The organism is Pedobacter sp. B4419, from assembly GCF_059693725.1.
Genome location: NZ_JCASSL010000002.1, coordinates 530982 through 552266, shown reverse-complemented (window position 1 = coordinate 552266; position 21285 = coordinate 530982). Strand labels below are relative to the sequence as shown.

Genomic DNA, 21285 nt, shown 5'->3' with positions numbered 1-21285 from the left:
AATGAAAAGGCTAATCAATATGATGTTCTTATTGGTGCTCGCAACGCCAATGGCTTGGGCACAAAATGGAGACGAGGACAAGGAAATGTTCAACCAGTCAAAAAACCGGGATCAGAAAGCAATTGATGAAGCGGTGAAAACCTGGTGGACAGCTTCGATGAAGAATCACGAACAAAGGATCCAATGGTGGCGCGATGCCAAATTTGGTATGTTCATCCACTGGGGCGTTTATTCTTTGCCAGCCGGCGAATGGCAAGGTAAAAAAGTAGGTGGCTATGCAGAGCATCTGATGCGCAAGGAAAAGATCTCGAAAAAGGATTACTTAGCCGTTGCCAATAAGTTTAATCCGATTCTTTTTGATGCCGATAAATGGATTTTAGACGCGAAGAAAGCCGGGATGAATTACTTTATCATCACCGCCAAACACCACGATGGCTTTGCAATGTACGATTCGAAAGTATCAAACTTCGATATCATGGATCAAACGCCATTTAAAAGAGATCCGATGGCCGAGTTGGCTGCTGCGGCCAAAAAACGCGGCATGAAATTCGGTTTTTACTATTCGCATGCTTTCGATTGGGAAGATCCAAATGCGCCAGGAAATGATTGGGAGTATAAAAATCCGGGGGGAGATTTAGGCTTGCATGGCGGTGTAAACTGGTATGTGGAGCATCCAGAATTATTGCCAAAAGCAGTGAAGTATGTGGATGAAAAGGCAATTCCTCAAATCAAGGAGCTGCTTACCAAATACCATCCCGATATCTTGTGGTTTGATACGCCACAGAAATTGCCACTTTCAGAAAACATCAGGATTTTAAAAGCTATTCGGGAAACTGATCCTAATGTAGTGGTGAATGGACGATTGGTAAGAAACGCCAGTGCCAATTTTGGAGATTATAAAAATACTGCAGATCGACCAGCCGAGTTTTTCCCTGTAGATGGAGATTGGGAAGCCATTCCGACTACCAATGAATCATATGGCTACAGTAAATATGACGATTCGCATAAACCAGCCAGCTTTTTTATCCAGTTATTAGCCAAAGCAGCTTCTAGAAATGGTAACCTTTTATTAAATATTGGGCCAAAAGGCGATGGTGCTTTTGATGCCAAAGATTTACAGATATTAGGTGGCATTGAAAAATGGATAGCCAAAAACTCGGAAAGCATTTATAAAACCCATCAAAGCAAAATGCCCCTGCAAAGCTGGGGCGTGACTAGCCAAAACGGCAATAACCTGTACCTGCATGTATTCAGTTGGCCAAAGGATGGGAAATTGTATGTGGGTGGCTTGAAATCTAAAATAGAGAAAGCTTATTTGCTCACCGATCCTAAAAAAAACAAACTGTTAACTCAGGCCATGAGCAACATCGATTTTTACATCAACGTGCCTACTAAAGCACCAGATACGGCCAATACCGTAATTGTGTTGGCTCTAAAGGAGCCAATCCAAACAGATAGCGTACGTTATGTAGCTCCAAATGTAACTCCAACCAGACTATTGGCATTCGATGCCGAACTCAGCAAGGGCTTTAAGTTTGGCGATGGCAAAACCGATCGTTTTTATGTAGAAAATTGGACCAAAAAAGACCAAAGCGTAAAATGGGAATTTAGAACAAGTGCGCCACAAAAATTTAAATTTATTCTCAAATATTTGGCAAACAAAGACAGCGGTGGAAACTTTAATTTCAAAATTGATGAGCAAGAAATTGAACAGGAGATACTCATTGGCAATAACATAGTCCTTACACAAAGCATAGCCGAAATTCAATTGGATAAAGGCGTACACCATATCACGATAAGTCCAAATACCATTGTAAAAACTGAACTGATGAAGCTTTTAGAAGTGCAGTTAATTCCCATAAATGAATGATGAAGACAATTAAATACCTAGCGAGCTCCCTTGTTTTATTGGCGTTGCAGAGCACTGTTTACGCGCAAAAAATAGACGTACAAAAAGCGTTTGCACAGGCGGCATCTCAAACAACCTTGATGTTGCAGGAGATAGAAAAGGCAAAAGACCCAACCAAGCCAGAACTGGTTTCGCCAAGAACGTTGGCAGAGAATGGCAAGCTGAAACTGGTAGCCACCAGAGATTGGACCAGCGGATTTTTTCCAGGCGTGCTTTGGTATTTAGATGAATATTACCAAACCGAACAATGGAAATCCGCAGCCAGAAAGTTCACCACCTACATGGAGCAAGAAAAAACCAATGGCACCACACACGACATGGGTTTCAAGGTTTTTTGTAGCGTAGGGAATGCCTTTAGGTTAACCAACAACGAACACGATAAAGAAGTAATCATCGAAGCGGCAAAGACTCTAGCCACCCGTTTCAATCCTAAAACTGGAGTGATTTTGTCTTGGGACCATAGTCGCGATAAATGGGTAAATCCTGTGATTATAGATAACATGATGAATTTGGAGCTATTGTTTGAGGCAACTAAACTAACTGGCGATTCTTCATTCTACAAAATTGCAGTGAGCCACGCCAATACCACCATGAAAAACCATTTCCGCCCAGATTATAGTTCTTATCACGTGGTGGATTACGATCCGCAGACAGGGGCAGTATTAAAGAAGACCACACACCAAGGCTATAGTAATTCATCTGCCTGGGCCCGCGGACAGGCTTGGGGCTTGTACGGCTACACGCTCTGCTACCGCTATACCAAAAATCCGATCTATTTGAAACAGGCCGAAAATATTGCCAAGTTCATCTTCAGCAACCCAAACATGCCAAAAGATTTGGTGCCTTATTGGGATTTTAATGCGCCTCAAATTCCCAACGAACCGAGGGATGTATCAGCAGCTGCGGTAATTGCCTCGGGTTTATACGAATTAAGTAAGTACAGCAAGCAAGGGAAGGATTACTATCAGAAAGCCAATCAGGTTTTGAATATCTTAAGTACCAAATATATCGCGCCCTTAGGCACGGCAAAAGGCTTTATCTTGTTGCAGAGTACAGGCTCAAAGCCATCAAACAGTGAAGTGGATGTGCCCTTGAGCTATGCCGATTATTATTACCTCGAAGCCTTGTTGCGCTACAAAAACTACCAAACAAAAACCTATTAAACCTTAAAATATTATAATCATGCGTGTTAAATTTCTAGTTCTTGTCACCGTTCTCAGTTGCTTTTACAGCTTCGGCTATGCGCAACAAAAAACTGCCCACGACCAAAAAATGGAATGGTGGCGCGAAGCCCGTTTCGGAATGTTCATCCACTTTGGCGTGTATGCGCAAATGGCAGGCGAGTACAAGGGGCACCAACAGGCCAGGGGCGGGGCAGAATGGATCATGAACCGCATGAAAGTTCCAGTGGCCGAATATAAAACCATGGCTAAGCAATTTAACCCTGTAAAATTCAATGCCGATGAATGGGTGAGGATGGCCAAAGACGCAGGAATGAAATACATGATCATTACCGCTAAACACCATGATGGTTTTGCTTTGTTCGATTCAAAAGCCAGCAATTGGGATATCGCAGACGCTACGCCCTATAAAAAAGACTTGTTAAAGCCTTTGGCTGCAGCTTGTAAAAAATATGGCATCAGGTTGGGTTTTTATTATTCGCAGGCCCAAGATTGGGGCAATGCGGGTGGTGCCGTAGCCAGAAAGGTAATGGCAGAGGGCTGGCCAAATCCAGATAGCACCAAGATTAATACCTATACCCAAGAGCATAAAGGGCACTGGGATCCCGTGCAAGAAACCTCAACTTTTGATCAATACATCGATCGTGTAGCGGTGCCACAGGTAAAAGAGCTAATGAGCAATTATGGCGACGTAGCCGTTTTATGGTGGGATACCCCAACCAATATGACAGACGAAGCAGCCAAGAAGCTGCAAGATCAATTAAAGTCGCAACCCAATATCATTACGAACGATAGGCTCAAACGTCCTAACTTTCCAGGGGATACCAAAACGCCTGAACAAAAAATACCAAACCTGAGCGAGCTGGATGGCAAGGATTGGGAAACCTGTATGACCATGAACGGCACCTGGGGCTTTAGAAATTCGGATGTGAACTGGAAATCATCAACCACTTTGATCCGCAATTTGGTAGACATTGCCTCAAAAGGAGGAAACTATTTGTTGAATGTAGGTCCAAAACCTGATGGTTCTTTTCCAGAAGCCAGCGTAGAGCGATTGAAAGATTTAGGAACTTGGATGAAGGTGTACAGTGAGGCGATTTATGCTACGCAAGCCAGTCCAATTCCAGCACAAACTTGGGGCAGGGTGACTAGGAAAGACCAGGCCAATGGTAACACCACTTTATACTTATCTGTTTTCGAATGGCCTAAAAACGGCGAACTGGTGGTTAAAGGTTTATCGAATGAAGTCCTTTCTGCACAGTTGCTCAACAATAAAAACAAAGTAAGCTGGAATAAAGCTGGAGACCAGGTAACCATCAAGTTGCCAACTACAGCTCCAAATGAAGTAGCCAGTGTAATTAAGGTGGAAGTAAAAGGAAAGATGCAAACCTGGTTTGGCGAATCGGGCAAAGAGAAAATGAAAACAGGAGCTATCGATTAGTCTATGGTCTTTTAGTCGATAGTCAAAGCGTATAGGCATCATGCTGTCCCCCTCTTTGAGGGGGTAGGGGGAGGAAATAGAGATATTTCTTCCCTTTTTGATTACTTATTCCGTTCGGCATGACGATTTTTTCTAATTGGATTTGTCATTCCTTTACTTTTGTCATTCCGTGTGCAACGAGGAATGTGCATTTACCCATTCTTTTTACAGTCTTTTCCATAAGTATCATGCTATCCCCCTCTTTGAGGGGGCAGGGGGAGGAAATAGAAAACATTTCTTCCCTTTTTGATTCCTTTGCCTGTTTGGCATGAGGATCTTTCTAATTGGATTTTTCATTCCTCTACATTTGTTGCTCCGAGTGCAACGAGGAATCTAACTCGAGAATAGATCCTTCACTGCGTTCTGGATGACAAAATGCCTTAGATAATTTTATGTTTTTCACTGCCTCAAACACCTAAGGTTGGTGATAACTAGGGTGTACTAGTTTTTCTTAGGTGATGAACTAAACCACATAGGCACATAGTTTATATGTCGTTAATTCTAATGAACTATTGAACCAATGAACTAATGATTTTTTCTAGCCTGTAGCTGTGCCAGGTACAACGAAACCGGCTTAACACCCGTTTGGTTTTGGTTTTCCCAAATTCCATCGGGTCTTCCTTTAAATCGGCCATCGTATTTGCCACCTTGCGTACCAAAGCTATAGTTTTGTCCATTTGTCCAAGGGCTTTGCACGGCAGCTCTTTTCACCTTGCAGTTCCATAAAACCTGTGTTACGCCAGCCCAGCCATGTCCGCTGCCCCAGTTGCCTCGATCTTGTACATTGATCTCGCCATCGGTTTGGATGTTATCGTACAAAGTGCCAGCTGCCCAACGGTGGTGCGGACCGATATCTGCATGGGTTCTAGTCGCTTTGCACTGCGTAAAAACATTTGGCCCCAAGGTTTTCGAACCAGTTACGTAATCGTGCCTCGCATCGGTAGATTCTAAATTAATGAACAAGTTCAGCTGCCCATCGTTGTTGAACGAATATCTTCTCCCGCCAGTAATTACCGATTTGGCATCCAAACACTTCGAGTCTTTAACGGTAATCTGTTTCGAACTTGCTTTAATGCTTACTGCCGCATAGCCAAAATATTTGGTGGTGATGTTTCTTGCCCAGCCATTTTGCACTTTGCTAAATTCTACGGCAACCCAGCCATGGTCCTCATCGGTATCAGTCGCATAGTCAGATTCGATGTACATATTTTCTATCCCCACTTCATTTAATCGCCCTTCAAAAGAAGCCTTGTAAACTTCGGCACCGCCATATTTTTGTTCCATCTCCATCACTATCGGATTATCCAGGGTAATTTTATTGCCTTCAATCTTGGTAATGCGTCTTTCGAATTCCAAGTTATATTCTTTGGCCTGCCACTGTTTGGTGCCATCCCTGGCCTCAATCTGATCCATTTTCAGGTCTTTGATCCATTGATCGGTACCTGGCCTGAATACCACAATTTCGTCGCCAATTTTGAATTTGCTGGCATCTGTTAAAGTCAGCGAAAAAGTACCTACAGGCACAAATTGATCCTTTACCTGCACCCTTGTCCCCTTAATTTCTTTCAAGGCACCATCACCACCAAAAACGATTAAAGATCTTTGTCCCTTACCGGTGGCGATCAGTTTGGTGGCATTTTCTCCTTCGCCCCTTAATACAATGCCACTTTTATTAATGTGCAAGGTGCCCGCAATTTTATAGGTTCCCTTTTTAAGCAGGAGTGCACCACGAAATCCATCCTTGTTTAAAGGCAGGCGAGCGACCTCGTCTATCGCATTTTGCAAAAGCTGTTGACTGTCTCCACCTTCGTTTGCGCTAACGGTTTTTGCCACGGCTACATCTGGAATGGCTTTGTCGCCCTGATGATAACCCACATGGCTAAAATCTGGAATAATGTTTCTTTTTGCATCGGGAATGTATTTTAGGGAACCATCGGTATTTACCCTGATGTATTTAGACTCTTCTAACTTTTTGATTATCGTTTTAAATGATACGAGTACAAAAAGGGCTGTGCTTAACAATAAAATGTTTTTGATCATGATTTCATCTGACTAAAATTAAATGTAGCTAGAAGCAGCTTTAATTGGTTGTGGGATATTGGCAATACAATATGCGATTTTACCTTTCCTATTTTAAAAAATCAATCGCATGTACATGCCTTTGGTTATTGCAAAGCTTTTGATGCTAAAATTGCTGATCGAGTAGCCAATCCAGTAAACTATCTGCATGCTCAATTTTTGTTTATTGCATTAACCAAATAGAAAACTCATATGAAAAGATCTATACCTGTAATCTTCGGATTAATATTGGCCTGTTCAGGCACAAGCTTTGCCCAATCTGCAAATTTAACCTCATGGCCAAAAGATGCCTCGCCACAAGAAGTAGGCAAGCGGGTAGCGGCCAGGTTTGTTGCCACGCCACATACCAATTTTAACAGGCCAACGCCGCCTTCGGTATTTACCTATCCAGAAAGCTGTACCTGGTATGGTGCCTTAAAATTCTCAAAAGCTACTCATGATGAATCCTTGAAAAGCGACCTCATCAAAAGATTTGAACCTATATTTACTACTGAAGCGAAAATGGTGCCACCGGTAACCAATGTTGATTGGGCTGTTTTCGGTTCGGTTCCCTTGCAGTTATACATGCAAACCAAGGATAAAAGGTATTTAGAACTGGGGCAAACCATTGCCGATAAACAATGGGCAAAGCCTGAGGCCAACGTAAAAGTAAAACCTGAGCAAATGGAAGCCTTTGAAAAGGGCTACTCTTGGCATACACGAATGTGGATAGACGATATGTTTATGATCACCGCTTTGCAAACCCAGGCTTATAGGGCAACGGGCGATGTAAAGTATATCAATAGAGCAGCCAAGGAAATGGTGCTATACCTTGATTCTTTGCAAAAGCCTAATGGCTTGTTCTATCATGCACCAGATGTGCCCTTCTTTTGGGGCAGAGGCGATGGCTGGATGGCCGCCGGTATGGCCGAAATCCTGAGTTCGCTGCCAGAAAACAATCCAGACCGGGCGCGCATTATGAAAGGCTATAAAACCATGATGGCCTCTTTATTGAAATACCAAGCTCCATCAGGCTTATGGCGACAGTTGATCGATGAACCTAGCTCATGGGAAGAAAGTTCGTCGACTGGTATGTTTACCTATGCTATGGTGGTAGGGGTTAAAAAGGGCTGGCTCGATAAAAAAGCCTATATGCCGGCCGCACGAAAAGCATGGTTGGGTCTGGTTTCTTATATTGACGAGAACGCCGATGTAAAGGAAGTTTGCGAAGGCACCAACAAGAAAAACGATAAGCAATATTATTTAGACCGAAAAAGGGTAGTTGGCGATTTACATGGACAGGCCCCAATTTTATGGACGGCTGCAGCGCTAATCGATAATTAATCACCCTGTTATTTTACTAGAAAATGAGATCATTAGCTATTCTTTCCGTTATTCTGTTTTTAGGATTTCATGAGCCCGTTGTTGCGCAGGTCAAATTAACGCCACAGCAAGACCGTTGGACTATCCAGCCTGATGGGAGCATCAACTGGAAGCTGGACAAAAGGTTGCCACACACCGACCACATCGAAATGAGTGGCGAAAAAGTATCCCTATGGGTAGAGTATGGCATAGACAGCGCGGGCAGGTCAACCATTAACAGAACCGTTGTATTTCCAACTTTTAGAATGTTGCCCGATGCAACGAGAACCCATATTTCTTACAGTTTTACCGATAACGACCTGCCACGTTTCTACATCAACAACAGGTTGCTGAAAACCAACTTGGCTAAAAGCGGGAAGTCTGGAGATTTGTCGTACAAGATAACAGACATTAGTCAAAAGGGGGTGATGACAGTGAATGCCGAATCGGGAACGCCGGTTTTGGCAAAGATCCAACGCAAGTTTTATCCTTCGGTAAATCAGCCTATGGCCTTAGAAAAATTCACCTTTACCAATGTAACAGATAAAGATGTGACTTTTGCCATGGAATACCTGAGGAAGGAAATACGCACAGATAGCCTTAGAACCAAAGGCAAACAACACAGCATCATTACAGGTACTTTAGGTGCAGGAAGCAAAGTAATAGCTCCTGGCAAGTCGGTCACTTTTACGGTTTATTATTTAGCTACAGACAATCCTGGCGAAGTGCCGAACATCAATGCCGATGCAGAAGAAACCGCAAGGAAGAACCGTGTTGCCGGATTAATGGATAAGCTGCAATTGGTAACACCAGATCAGGTTTTAAATACCACATTCGATTTTGCAAAAATCAGAGCCACCGAAAGCATTTATAAAACAAAGGGCGGCTACATGCATGGGCCTGGCGGATTGGCTTATTACGCTGCCATTTGGGCGAATGACCAAGCAGAATATGTAAATCCGTTTTTTGCCTTTTTGGGCGACGACGTGGGCAATCAATCAGCCATGAACGCCTACCGATGGTTTGGCAAATACATGAACGCAGATTATAAGCCCATTCCCAGCTCTATTGTAGCCGAGGGCGATGGCATGTGGAAAGGCGCCGGCGATAGGGGAGACCAAGCCATGATCGCCTATGGAGCTTCAAGATACGCCTTAACTTACGGCAATATTGATTCGGCCAAGGTTTTATGGCCATTGATCGAATGGTGTTTGGAATATAGCCATAGAAAGTTAAATGCCGAAGGTGTAGCCAGTTCAGACAGCGATGAATTAGAAAACAGATTTCCTGCCGGGAAAGCCAATTTATCAACCAATAGCTTGTATTACGATGCACTTCGCTCGGCAGCAATGTTGGGCAAATTGCTGGGCAAGCCGAAAAGCCAAACAGATACTTACACCAAACAGGCTGATGAGCTCAGGGCAAATATGGAAAAGTATTTCGGCGCCAATGTAGAAGGTTTTGATACCTACAAATACTACGAAACCAATACTACCTTAAGGGCTTGGATTTGCCTGCCTTTAACGGTTGGCATTTACGACCGCAAAAAAGGAACCATTGATGCCTTGTTTTCGCCTAGGCTGTGGACGGCTGATGGTTTAGCGACCGAAGCTGGCAAGGTTACTTTCTGGGACCGATCTACGCTTTATGCCTTGCGTGGCGTTTTTGCTGCGGGCGAAACAGAAAAAGCGATGAATTTCCTAAAATATTATTCGCAAAGGCGATTGTTGGGCGAACACGTACCTTATGCGGTGGAAGCTTATCCTGAAGGTAACCAGAGACATCTTTCCGCAGAAAGTGGTTTGTATTGCCGCATTTATACCGAAGGCCTTTTCGGGATGCGTCCAACGGGTTTTAACAGCTTTGACTGTACACCGCGTTTGCCAAAAGACTGGAATCAGATGGCTTTGAATAAAATCAATGCATTTGGAAGCCAATTTGATCTATTGGTAGAAAGAGCCAATGGGAATAAGCTGAAAATTAGTATTGCTCAGGCCGGCAAAAAAGCCAAAACCTATTTAATTAACGATGGGGCAACCTGTAAAATCACATTGTAATGAAAGATAAAATATTATTGTTATTCCTTGTTTTAACTACGTTTTCAATTCTCTATTGCAAGAAAGCGAGTAAACCAGTAGAAAATAAAGAGGTAGATCCACCGGTGGTTGCACCCAAATTAGGGGTAATGCTCCAGGCAGATGGACCTGGAAATACTTATGAGCTGATCAATAGCAAATTAGGTGGCGATGCTGAAGAAACCCCTGATTGTGGACATACAGCTTTTGGTCGCCATATTGCCGAAGTATTTGATGATGTTTTGAAGAAAAACGTATTCGAATTTTATATCCATGTTACGCCTGATGATGATCGCTGCAATGGATCGACAGATCGGCAACGAAATGAAATCAAAACCTATGGCCCATCGCCAGATAATGTAAAGGGAGCCTTGGGAGAAACCGTAACCTATCGATGGAAGTTTAAGTTGGATGCAGGTTTTAAGCCTTCGCCAAGTTTTACGCATATTCATCAGATCAAGGCGGGCGATGGCGATGACGGTTCACCGTTGATTACCATTACCCCAAGATATGGCAACCCGGATAAGCTCGAAATTATTCATACTGCGGGATCTTCTGCTACATCTTTAGGAAAAGTAAAGACAGTTGACTTGGCACCATTTAAAGGCAATTGGGTTGAAGTAGCCGAGAAGATCAAATACGGAACCAACGGTACCTTTGAAATCAGCATCAAAAATGTAAGCGATGGCACGGTGCTGTTGAGCTATTCCAATAGCAACATCGATTTATGGCGCACAGGTACCACGTTTTGCAGACCTAAATGGGGCATTTACCGAAGCTTAAATAATACGTCTTACATCAGAGATGAAAAAGTAAGGTTTGCCGATTTCTGCATTGCAGAAGGAGATGCGGTTTGCCAGTAATCAAGTAGAAAACTTGAAGATGGGTTTTACCACCTTAAACACCTTAGCTAATCTTATTTTTTTAACCACTGGTTTGTCATTCCGAGTGAAACGAGGAATCTAACTCGAGGTAGATCCTTCACTGCGTTCTGGATGACAAACCACCTCACATTGCAATCTCAATCTTAGTTATTTGAGGTGTCTTAGGTTGGTAAAAAAACCTAGGAATTACTTCAACTGATAAGCAGTAACCGTCTTGTTGTAAAAAGAAGGCACATAAAGTATTTTCCTTGTCTGATCATAAGCTAAATCGGCAGTATTTACCCTAGGCTCGTGGCTGTCTAACAGCGTTTCAACCTGACCATCTTTACTTACATAAAAAATATAGCCTCCCCAGCTGGTCGCTAAAAAGTCGCCATTGCCAATAGGTTCTAAACCATCGCCTCCTTGTGGCAATTGGGCAATATCTGTTTCCTTTTTGTTGGCATCAACCTTAAAAAACCTTTTTCCGCCTAAAATATACAGTTCATCGCCAATGGCTTTTAAGCCGTTTACGCCAGCTATATTTTCCATATAGGTACTCAGTTGCTGGTTAACAATTTGATGGATTTTTTTTGTTCGCGAATCAGAAAAGTAAATAACGCCTTTATCGCTAGCCGTTACATCATTGAGCATGCCGGCACCTTCTACAGGATATTTTTTAATGATCTTACCTTTTTTGATATCGATTACTACTAATTCGGTTAAGTCGGCCACATACAGTTCGTTTCCTATCCTTGCCAAGCCCTTTGGCGAATGTAAGCCCTTAACCCAGTTTAAGTCGATCAGCTTCCCATCCATAGACAGTTTGCCAACGCCGCCGTTCTGGTCAAAGGCCGATGCATTTCCAGGTCCGATTTCAGACACATACAATATCTTCTCCTTAAAATCTATCAATATCGATTCTGGAACGGCTACTACGCTATCGGTTTGCCAAAGTTTAACCAATTGATGTTTTTGCTGCGCCTGAATTTTGCCACTCATGGCAATGGCAAAGGCTAAAAAAATAAGTTGCTTCATTTATTTGCTTGTAATTTCTAAAACAATACTGCTCAAAGGCCTTAGTTTGGCAGGAGCTACGTTGAGGCCGATATTCATTAAATAGCTGCCACTGTAAACTTTGCCGTCTTCAGGACTTTCTGCCCCCGCTCCAGGTATTAGATTAATTTCTTTAATCGTATATTCCTTAGCCGGATCAAGGCCTTGCAGCTTTACTTTCCCGAAGATCTGTTTTTTTCTCAAGAATAGGTTATAGCTGAATAGAACTGCTTTGTTTTTTGTGGAATCGGCATACATCAATACGGCCCTGTCTTCCTCATAAGGAGAAGCCAGGCGATAAAGATCTCCAAGCCAGATCACATTACTTAGCCTGTTATAATTGGCTACAGCCGCGCTGCTAAACGCAATTTCTTCAGGGGTCATTTTGTCCACACTGATGTCATAACCCAGTTTGCCCATCATGGCTACATCTGTCCTGAATTTCAGGGTTTGCTTGCCCATAGAAGTCACATGGCTCGAAATGGTGTTTGAAGGGAAGAAGTGCGAGTAGCCCCATTGAATGAATACCCTTTCGGCCGCATCGGTATTGTCGCTTGGCCAAAAAGAGTCGAAATATTTTAGTGCACCATAGTCCGTTCGGCCACCGCCACCAGCACAAAGCATAATAGGCAGGTGTGGGTATTTGGCCCTTATCCTTTGCATCACCTGATAAAAACTTAAGGTATAATCAATAAATAGGCGAGACTGGTCCTTGCCCAAATAAGGCGAATAGGCATTGGTCATGAACCTGTTGTTGTCCCATTTAATGTAAGCCAAATTCGGGTTTTCGATCATCATTTTATCTACCAGGTCAAATATAAAATCCTGAACCTTTGGATTGATCAGGTCTAAAATCAGCTGATTACGCTGATAATTGTCTGCCCTGTTAGGAAGCTTTAAAGCCCAATCTGGATGCTTTTCGTACAACTCGCTTTTCGGACTGATCATTTCCGGTTCCAGCCAAATTCCGAATTTAATTCCCTTTTTGGTGGCCTCCCTTACCAAATAGCCAATGCCATCAGGTAGTTTTTTGCGGTCTTCCTGCCAATCGCCCAAGCCTGTTTTGTCATCGTTCCTGGCATATTTATTTCCAAACCAGCCGTCATCCAGCAAAAATAAATCGAGCCCTAGTTTTTTGGAACCGTCAAATAGTTCAACCAGTTTTTCTTGGTCGAATTTTACGTGTGTGGCTTCCCAATTGTTCAATAAAATCATTCTTGGCTTGCTGCCGTCTAAAACCCCATAATTACGTGCCCAATTGTGCAGGTTTCTGCTGGCTTGTCCCTTGCCGCTATCGCTGTACGTGAAAATAAATTCTGGTGTAGAAAAATGTTCGTTCGCTTTTAAGGTTAGGGTAGAAGCATAGGGATTGATCCCCGAAATTACCCTCAATTTATTCGTCCTGTCTAACTCAAATAAAAACTGGAAATTTCCGGTCCAAGCCATTGTTCCGGCAATTACTTCACCTTCGGTTTCTGTAGCCGTTTGGTTGGGCGATAACAAGAAAACCGGCGTTTGATACATGTTGGTACGACTCCCCAATTTACTGTCAATAATCTTGATGCCACTGGTCAGCTTGCTTTCCTGCATGTCTACTTCGCGCGCATAATCGCCATGAAACTGGGTCAGGTAATAGCTGTCGGCATCAAAATGGAGCATGGAAGAAGCATAATTGCTTAAAACAACACTGCCTTTTTCTTTATTGATGATTTCTGTGGCGCTGCTCAGTACATTTGATTTGAAAGCTGCCTTCAAATGCAAGATCACCCCGGTTTGGTAAACAGGATCTTTTAAATAAATGTCGGTTTGGGTAACATCGTCGTCGATTTTTTTGATTTCAACCTTGTTAAAGCGTAAATCCAATGAGGGGTTTCCATCTGCATGCACTATACGAATGGCTGGTTCAAAAACATCCTCCATTCCGGCACCAATGTACGCCTCTATGCCGTTTCTTAATTTGGCATAACTGTCTTTTGGCTGTGCTTTGCCAAAGTAGCGCTGCATTAATTTACCACCTTGATCAGCCGTAAAAACCAAAGCCGTATGTTGGGTTTCGATTACAATTGAATTGCGGTTTTGTGCCCAAAGCACAGAAGAGCAGAGGGAACAAAACGTAAAGAGAAAAATTTTAAGGTTCATGACATGAAATAAGCAATTCGCTGAGGTATTTGAATAGTATTTATGAGCAAATTATTCAATGCGATTAGCAAAATAAAAGAGCAACCCCAACGAGGCTGCTCTAATTGAGACAATCACATTAAACCATTAGCTGTTGTAATGTGAGATGTATTCTTTTTGATAGCTTAACGGACTTTTGCCAGTAGTAATCTTAAAGTATTTATGGAAGCTGGCCAGGTTGTTAAATCCGCTTTCATAGCACAGTTGCTTAATGTTGAGTTTGTTTTCGATTAACAGCTTGCAGGCATGGCCCACTTTTATTTCGGTTAGGAACCTGGAGTAGGTTTTTCGCGTTTTAGATTTAAAATACCTACAGAAAGAATTCGGACTGATGACGGCTACGCTTGCAATTTCTTCCAAATGGATTTTCCTTCTGAAATTTTCCAGCGTGTAGTCGTAAATGGCGTTGATCCTGATGTTTTCGGATTCATCATAGGCCTGTTTAAAACCAATTGACGAAAGTTTTACCGTTTGGTTGCAATTGGCGATCAGGGAAAGCGCTTCTATAAGCAGGATAATTCTTTGTGGTCCTTCAGAAACCAGCATCTGCTCTAGCAGTTCGGCAACTTTCAGTTTTATTTTTCCGTTCACCTGCAGCCCTCTTCTGCTGTTTTCCAATAGCGATTTGATCGCTTTGTTTTCTGGAAGGTTAAGGAATTGCTCGCCCCAAAAGTTTTCGCTAAAGTGGGCAACCCTCACATCGGCACATGCCTTAGATTGGTCTTTGAAATAAATGTCGTCGAATCTCCAATAGTGCGCCAAATGGGGGCCAACTAATACGATGTCGCCTGATCTGAAGCTCTTGATACTGTCGCCGATAAACTGGGTTCCGACGCCTTTTTTGAGATGGATGAGTTCAACTTCTGGGTGGTAATGCCACTTGTTGTTCATGTGCGGTACAAGGTCTCTCCGTACACTAAAAGATTGCGCGGGGCCTGTTGAAACTTTTAATAACTGCGGTTTCATACTTATGGGGATGGTTTATAAAATTGGTCAAATAAATATACATCATAATTGTGTAATGTTTGATGTGGATGCCAATATTGCTGAATAAATGGGTAATTCGAGCAAGTTTTAGATTTCTAAGGATTCGTTATTTGTATTGACCAAACTATTTGAACTTTTAAAAAACCGATAATTATACGATATGCTGTGTACTTTTAATTGCAGCTGTTATGATGTGCCCACTCATCATTCGTTCGGTAATAGCAAAATGCCTGGTTAAAACCCGAAGAGATTGGGTTTAATGAAACACTTGAGTTATATTTATTATTATGATCGATACGCAAATAAGTTATCTGCAAATCCATCCGAAAGATAACATGTTGGTTGCCTTAAAAGACTTGGATAAAGGTACTCCAATAGATTTTAATGGGGCAACCTTTTACCTGAACGACAATATCCAGGGGAAGCATAAATTCAGCATCGCCGATCTTCCAATAGGCTCTCCTCTTTATATGTATGGCGTGCTGGTGGGCAAAACCACCCAGTTTGTCCCGATAGGTGGAGCCTTAACCGTAACCAACGTAGCTCATGCGGCCACTTCTTTTAGCATGGGCCAACGCAAACTCGAATGGCAAAAACCTGCCGTTTCAAGTTTTGAAAACCTAACCTTTAATGGTTTTGCGCGTAGCGACGGCAGTGTTGGCACTGGAAATTACTGGCTGGTTATTCCAATGGTGTTTTGTGAGAATAGAAATGTAGCCGTATTAAAAGAAGCACTTATAGAAAAACTGGGTTATAAAAAGGCAAAAACCTGGGAAACAGAAGTAGATCAGTTAATTGGCTTGTATCAAAACGGACAGGCTGTTCACGATATTTTAGCTACAGAATTTGCGGATTCTAAAGCTGGCAAACAGGTAGATAGGGTATTCCCGAATGTAGACGGTATTAAATTTCTTACGCATGATTTAGGCTGTGGAGGCATTCGAATGGATTCGGACGCTTTATGTGGCTTATTGGCGGGTTATATTACCCATCCCAATGTAGCGGGAGCAACGGTACTTTCTTTGGGCTGCCAGCATGCGCAAACGAGTATATTGATGGATGAAATCTATAAACGCGATGCCAAATTTGACAAGCCTCTTGTGGTGTTGGAACAGCAGATTTCTGGTACTGAAAATCAGATGCTGAAAGATGCATTGAAACAGACATTTGCAGGCTTGATAAAAGCTAATGAGCAAAAAAGAACACCTGCACCTTTGAACAAACTGTGTATTGGTCTCGAATGTGGTGGCTCTGATGGCTTTTCGGGTATTTCGGCCAATCCCGCCATCGGTTATGTATCAGATTTATTGGTTTCCTTAGGTGGTTCCGTCATCTTGTCGGAGTTCCCAGAACTTTGCGGCGTTGAACAGGAGCTAAGCGATCGATGTGTGAACGAAACAGTAGCGCAACGTTTTATGGATTTGATGACCACCTACAATGCCAAAGCAGAACAAGATGGGTCTGGCTTTCATGCCAATCCATCGCCAGGAAATATCAACGACGGGCTGATTACCGATGCCATTAAATCGGCAGGAGCCGCCAAAAAAGGGGGCAATTCTCCAGTAACCGCAGTGCTCGATTACCCGGAAAAGGTTACCAAACCTGGATTGAACTTGCTGTGTACACCAGGTAGCGATGTAGAAAGCACAACAGCCGAAGTAGGTGCAGGAGCGAATATTGTTTTGTTTACCACGGGCTTGGGCACGCCAACCGGCAATCCGGTAGCGCCTGTAATCAAGATTTCGACCAATACGGCACTGGCCAGAAAAATGCCTGATATCATCGATATCGACTGCGGTACCATTATAGACGGTACAGAAAGTATCGAAGAAGCCGGTGAAAGGATTCTACATTACATCATCGCGGTAGCCAGTGGCGAAGAAATTCCAAAGGCTGTACAACTAGAGCAGGACGACTTTATTCCTTGGAAAAGAGGAGTGAGTTTGTAAGGTTTATCTCACAAAATTTCCTCGAAGACCTGTAATCAATGCATTGAGCTGGATTTTGTTAATTTCAAAAATAAAACATTGAAGTATTTCGATGTTTCTATATATATTTGCACCATGGAAGCAAAACAGTTTGAAAAGGTCTCCAAGGCACTGAGCGATCCGCATCGGATTGAGATCTTGCAGGCTTTCAAAAACCGTAAGGAATGCCTGCCATGTACCGAAGTTCACGAGTTTATTGATTTGGCCCAACCTTCCATATCCCATCATTTGAAGCAACTGGTAGAAGCCGATCTGCTCCTGCCAGAAAAAGAAGGCAGAAACATCAAGTACCGACTCAACGAAGAGGTGCTGGATAATTATATCCGCTTTGTACAGGCCTTCAAAAACAACCTATAAAACGAATAATAAATCAGCAATACAATCATTTCATTAAATAAATCGAAACATTTAAATATTTGAATAAATGAAAAAATCTATATACATTATGGCCTTGGGAGCCTTTGGGATCATCACCACTGAATTTGGCGTTATTGGCATATTGCCTATGATTGCCAAGGATATGAATATCTCTATCGAGACTGCAGGTTGGCTATTGAGTGGCTTCGCTTTAACCATTGCCCTTACCGGTCCATTTACCGTACTCGCAACGGCAAAGGTCAATCGCCGTACGATGATGTCGTTAGTGTTGCTCATTTTTGTCATTTCCAACATTCTTTCGGCGGTGTCGCAGAGCTTTACGATGTTGATGATCGCCCGAATACTGCCGGCTATCCTTCACCCTGTGTTTTGGGCGGTAGCTACTGTGGCGGCGGCTAAGCAAGTGGATCCCAAAGATGCACCCAAAGCAGTGTCTGTAGTGCTGGCCGGTTTAAGTACGGCAACCGTGTTGGGCGTGCCTCTAACTACTTATGTAGCAGATTTAACGAGTTGGCAATATGCTTTTGTGGTATCGGGAGCCATTAATTTGGTAGCTTGTTTGGCCTTGCTGACCATGGTTCCATCAATGCCCGTTAAGGAGAAACTGTCTGTAAAAAGCCAGCTAAATGCTTTAAACAGTAAACAGTTGTGGCTAAATCTGATCGCTACAACATTGATGATCGCCGGAATGTTTTCTAGCTACAGTTACTTGGCAGAATTCTTAGAAAAGATTACCCACTTGAATGGGGCGCAAATTAGTCTGATGTTATTGCTCTTCGGCGGTGCGGGTATTGCTGGAAATTGGCTTACCGGAATAGCTTTAAGCAAAAATGTACTGCTTACGGTAAGAGTATTTCTAGTTGCGTTGGCAGGAATTCATGTGCTGGCCTATGTTTTTGGGGGTTGGTTCGGACCAATGGCGATTATACTCTCTTTGTGGGGATTTATCCATACAGGCGGTTTCTTAATTGGCCAGATCCGTACCACTGCAGAAGCGCCAGAAGCACCTGAATTGGCTTCCAGCTTAATGGTTTCCTTCGGTAATGCCGGAGTAACTTTAGGAACGATGCTAGGTGGATTTGCCATAGCATCATGGGGAATCCAAGGATTGGTTTGGATTAGCATTCCCTTGTTGTTTACGGCTTACCTGCTCACTTTTGTACGGTTTGCCAGTGCTAAAAGCACTAACTTGGCACCCTTGGAGGCTTTACAGGCGCATTAAATAGGCATGAACACTTTGATGTTCCTCATACCCTTCCAAGATCAAGCTAGCAACTAATTGTCTTTGCTATCCTCGTAAATTGGTCCATAAAGACCTGGTACTTTATTTCCGGTGGCACGGAGATACACAATCATTTCGCCTCTGTGGTGGTAGATATGGTTGAAAAGAAATCCCCGTGCCACAATCCCTCTGGGCATAGGACCAAGTACTACCTTATCGCCAACTTTCATGGTCCAATCGTCTTGCAGTTTTTGTTCGGTAAGGGATTTTAGAGCCGTTCTGGCTTTTTCCACATTGCTTTCAAAAAGAACAAGGGTGGCTTGAATATCATTGACTTCGCCACGCTCCAGGTGGTCGGTAGCCATATCATACACATCTTGGGTCAAGGTGCCTACATACCAATAATAAATGGTGGCAATATGTTGGGCCAGTTCACCCATTGTCCAGGAAATTTCCGATGGTTTATAATTGATATCTTTCTCGGGAACAGCTTGGAGCAATTTACGGGTGCTGTTTGTTTCTTGTTCGAATTCGGCTAGGAGGTTTTCTAATATCATAACGCAATGGTTTAGAATGAAATAAGTAGATGATATTTTAACAATTGGCTATTTGATCTGGTTTTGATTTTTTTAGATGGCGAGGATTTCAAAACAAAAAAACATGATCAACACCAATCCTAAGAAAAAAGAGTCAGATAGATAGTTTCTTGCTGTCTTTCGAGGTCTTGTTTCCCCAATTTTACTCTTTTATTTCCCGTTTCTCCCCCTTAATTGAAAGTTAATACTGCTATTTAACTATGTAGACAAGGCTTTTACCTGTTTGGCTGTTGCTTTGAGTAAGGATGAGTTATAGTTTGCCCAGTAATCTACATCAATTACGAATTAAGCTAGCTAAAAATTTAATTATCATCCCCCTTGATCGCCCCCTCGATCATCCCTGTTGTGTTTCCTCCATACTTAATGGTATGGGGCTTTATTTGCACAATTTTTTAAACCAGCGGTATAATTAAATTATCTAAATGAACAAATCACTACTTATTGCCCTATCTCTATTTATCTGTTCTATTGCTACAGCTCAACAAAAAGTAAAAGATGGTACCCTTAACAATGGTAATTTACCAAACAAGGATGCCATATTAGATCTTGAAAGTAACAACAAAGGGCTCTTGCATGCCAGGGTTTCTTTAGTGAGAACCACAGATGCCAGTCCTTTAACTGCTCATGTAGCTGGAATGATGGTTTATAACATAGCTACGGCTAATGATGTTGTTCCCGGAATCTATTACAATGACGGAACCAAATGGATTTTTATTAAATCGGCAACCGGAACAATTAATGTAGAAGGTCAGCCTGGAAAAACTGGTCAGCCAGGAACTCCTGGACAGCCAGGTGGTCCCGGTGCAGGTGTTACAATCGTAACTAACGATAGCGGTACTTGGGTGTACAATGCTACAACAAATACCTGGACCAACATCAACGGTGCCAAAGGCGACAAGGGAGATGCTGGCGTAGTGGGCGTTCAGGGGCTTCCGGGCACTTCTGGCACTCCGGGCACACCTGGTTCAGGCCAGCCTGGCGCACCGGGTGCAGGCATTACCGTGGTAACCAACGACAGTGGCACCTGGGTTTATAATCCGACAACGAATACATGGACCAACATCAACGGTCCAAAAGGCGACAAGGGCGATAAGGGCGATGCAGGCGTAGTGGGCGTTCAGGGGCTTCCGGGCACTTCGGGTACTCCGGGTACACCTGGTTCAGGCCAGCCTGGCGCACCTGGCGCGGGAATTACTGTGGTGACCAACGACAGCGGTACCTGGGTTTATAATCCGACAACAAATACATGGACGAACATCACCGGTGCAAAAGGCGACAAGGGAGATAAGGGCGATGCGGGAGTAGTGGGCGTTCAGGGGCTTCCGGGCACTTCCGGTACTCCTGGAACACCTGGTTCAGGCCAGCCTGGCGCACCTGGTGCGGGCATCACTGTGGTTACGAACGACAGCGGTACCTGGGTGTACAATCCGACAACAAATACATGGACCAACATCAACGGTGCAAAGGGCGATAAGGGTGATGCGGGCGTAGTGGGCGTTCAGGGGCTTCCGGGCACTTCGGGTACTCCGGGCACTCCGGGCTCTGGCCAGCCTGGCGCACCTGGCGCGGGCATCACTGTGGTAACCAACGACAGCGGCACCTGGGTTTATAATCCGACAACGAATACATGGACCAACATCAACGGTGCAAAGGGCGACAAGGGCGATGCCGGCGTGGTAGGCGTTCAGGGGCTTCCGGGCACTTCCGGTACTCCGGGCACACCTGGTTCAGGCCAGCCTGGCGCACCTGGCGCAGGCATCACTGTGGTAACCAACGACAGCGGCACCTGGGTTTATAATCCGACAACGAATACGTGGACCAACATAAACGGCGCAAAAGGCGACAAGGGAGATAAGGGCGATGCTGGCGTAGTGGGCGTTCAGGGGCTTCCGGGCACTTCCGGTACTCCGGGCACACCTGGTTCAGGCCAGCCTGGCGCACCTGGCGCAGGC

At 43.6% G+C, this 21285-nt stretch carries 15 protein-coding genes; 10 read left to right on the top strand and 5 right to left on the bottom strand.

The genetic code is table 11. From position 1 onward, the window contains the following. Position 1 precedes the first annotated feature (1 nt). Genes AC570H_RS14055 through AC570H_RS14045 form a run of 3 tightly spaced genes read left to right on the top strand, consistent with a single transcriptional unit; the run spans position 2 to position 4531 of the window. Positions 2–1870, top strand: coding sequence for an alpha-L-fucosidase (locus AC570H_RS14055; protein ID WP_497355852.1), 1869 nt, complete (start codon positions 2–4; stop codon positions 1868–1870). Continuing rightward, entirely contained in the window at positions 1870–3072 is a 1203-nt protein-coding gene (locus AC570H_RS14050; protein ID WP_497359155.1) for a glycoside hydrolase family 88 protein, read from the top strand. The genes AC570H_RS14055 and AC570H_RS14050 overlap by 1 nt, the downstream gene beginning before the upstream one ends. Positions 3073–3091: 19 nt before the next feature. Further along, positions 3092–4531, top strand: coding sequence for an alpha-L-fucosidase (locus AC570H_RS14045; RefSeq protein WP_497355850.1), 1440 nt, complete (start codon positions 3092–3094; stop codon positions 4529–4531). Between the two features lie 564 nt (positions 4532–5095). Here AC570H_RS14045 and AC570H_RS14040 read toward each other — a convergent pair. After that, positions 5096–6610, bottom strand: coding sequence for a hypothetical protein (locus tag AC570H_RS14040; protein WP_497355848.1), 1515 nt, complete (start codon positions 6608–6610; stop codon positions 5096–5098). A 231-nt stretch (positions 6611–6841) separates the two neighbouring features. Between AC570H_RS14040 and AC570H_RS14035 the strand changes: the two genes are divergently transcribed. From AC570H_RS14035 to AC570H_RS14025, 3 genes are read left to right on the top strand one after another with little or no spacing between them, the layout of a single operon-like run. Continuing rightward, positions 6842–7972, top strand: a complete 1131-nt coding sequence (locus tag AC570H_RS14035; RefSeq protein WP_497355846.1) for a glycoside hydrolase family 88/105 protein — start codon at positions 6842–6844, stop codon at positions 7970–7972. Positions 7973–7995: 23 nt separating this feature from the next. Beyond that, complete coding sequence (locus AC570H_RS14030; protein ID WP_497355844.1) at positions 7996–10047, top strand: glucosidase family protein; 2052 nt, start codon at positions 7996–7998, stop codon at positions 10045–10047. Further along, a complete protein-coding gene (locus AC570H_RS14025; protein ID WP_497355842.1) occupies positions 10047–10928 on the top strand; it encodes a heparin lyase I family protein in 882 nt (293 codons plus the stop codon). The genes AC570H_RS14030 and AC570H_RS14025 overlap by 1 nt, the downstream gene beginning before the upstream one ends. 207 nt (positions 10929–11135) lie before the next feature. Here AC570H_RS14025 and AC570H_RS14020 read toward each other — a convergent pair whose 3' ends face one another. From AC570H_RS14020 to AC570H_RS14010, 3 genes are all read right to left on the bottom strand, one after another. Further along, positions 11136–11966, bottom strand: a complete 831-nt coding sequence (locus AC570H_RS14020; RefSeq protein ID WP_497355840.1) for an SMP-30/gluconolactonase/LRE family protein — start codon at positions 11964–11966, stop codon at positions 11136–11138. Beyond that, positions 11967–14123, bottom strand: a complete 2157-nt coding sequence (locus tag AC570H_RS14015) for an alpha-galactosidase (protein ID WP_497355838.1) — start codon at positions 14121–14123, stop codon at positions 11967–11969. It abuts the gene before it with no gap. Positions 14124–14249: 126 nt separating this feature from the next. After that, positions 14250–15128: an AraC family transcriptional regulator gene (locus AC570H_RS14010; protein ID WP_497355836.1), complete on the bottom strand. Its 879-nt coding sequence runs from the start codon at positions 15126–15128 to the stop codon at positions 14250–14252. Between the two features lie 308 nt (positions 15129–15436). Between AC570H_RS14010 and AC570H_RS14005 the strand changes: the two genes are divergently transcribed. The 3 genes from AC570H_RS14005 to AC570H_RS13995 all read left to right on the top strand — a co-directional run bounded on the left by AC570H_RS14005 (position 15437) and on the right by AC570H_RS13995 (position 18737). Next, a complete protein-coding gene (locus AC570H_RS14005) occupies positions 15437–17098 on the top strand; it encodes a UxaA family hydrolase (protein ID WP_497355834.1) in 1662 nt (553 codons plus the stop codon). Positions 17099–17212: 114 nt separating this feature from the next. Further along, positions 17213–17494, top strand: a complete 282-nt coding sequence (locus AC570H_RS14000; RefSeq protein WP_497355832.1) for an ArsR/SmtB family transcription factor — start codon at positions 17213–17215, stop codon at positions 17492–17494. Positions 17495–17561: 67 nt separating this feature from the next. Further along, positions 17562–18737 carry an MFS transporter gene (locus AC570H_RS13995; protein WP_497355830.1) on the top strand — a complete coding sequence of 392 codons (1176 nt, stop codon included), beginning with the start codon at positions 17562–17564 and terminating at the stop codon, positions 18735–18737. Positions 18738–18790: 53 nt separating this feature from the next. Here the strand turns inward: AC570H_RS13995 and AC570H_RS13990 are convergent, their stop codons facing one another. After that, positions 18791–19294 (bottom strand): DinB family protein, encoded by a 504-nt coding sequence (locus AC570H_RS13990; protein ID WP_497355828.1) that lies wholly within the window; start codon positions 19292–19294, stop codon positions 18791–18793. Positions 19295–19755: 461 nt separating this feature from the next. Between AC570H_RS13990 and AC570H_RS13985 the strand changes: the two genes are divergently transcribed. Continuing rightward, a partial coding sequence (locus AC570H_RS13985) for a phage tail-like protein (RefSeq protein ID WP_497355826.1) occupies positions 19756–21285 on the top strand: 1530 nt, incomplete at its 3' end.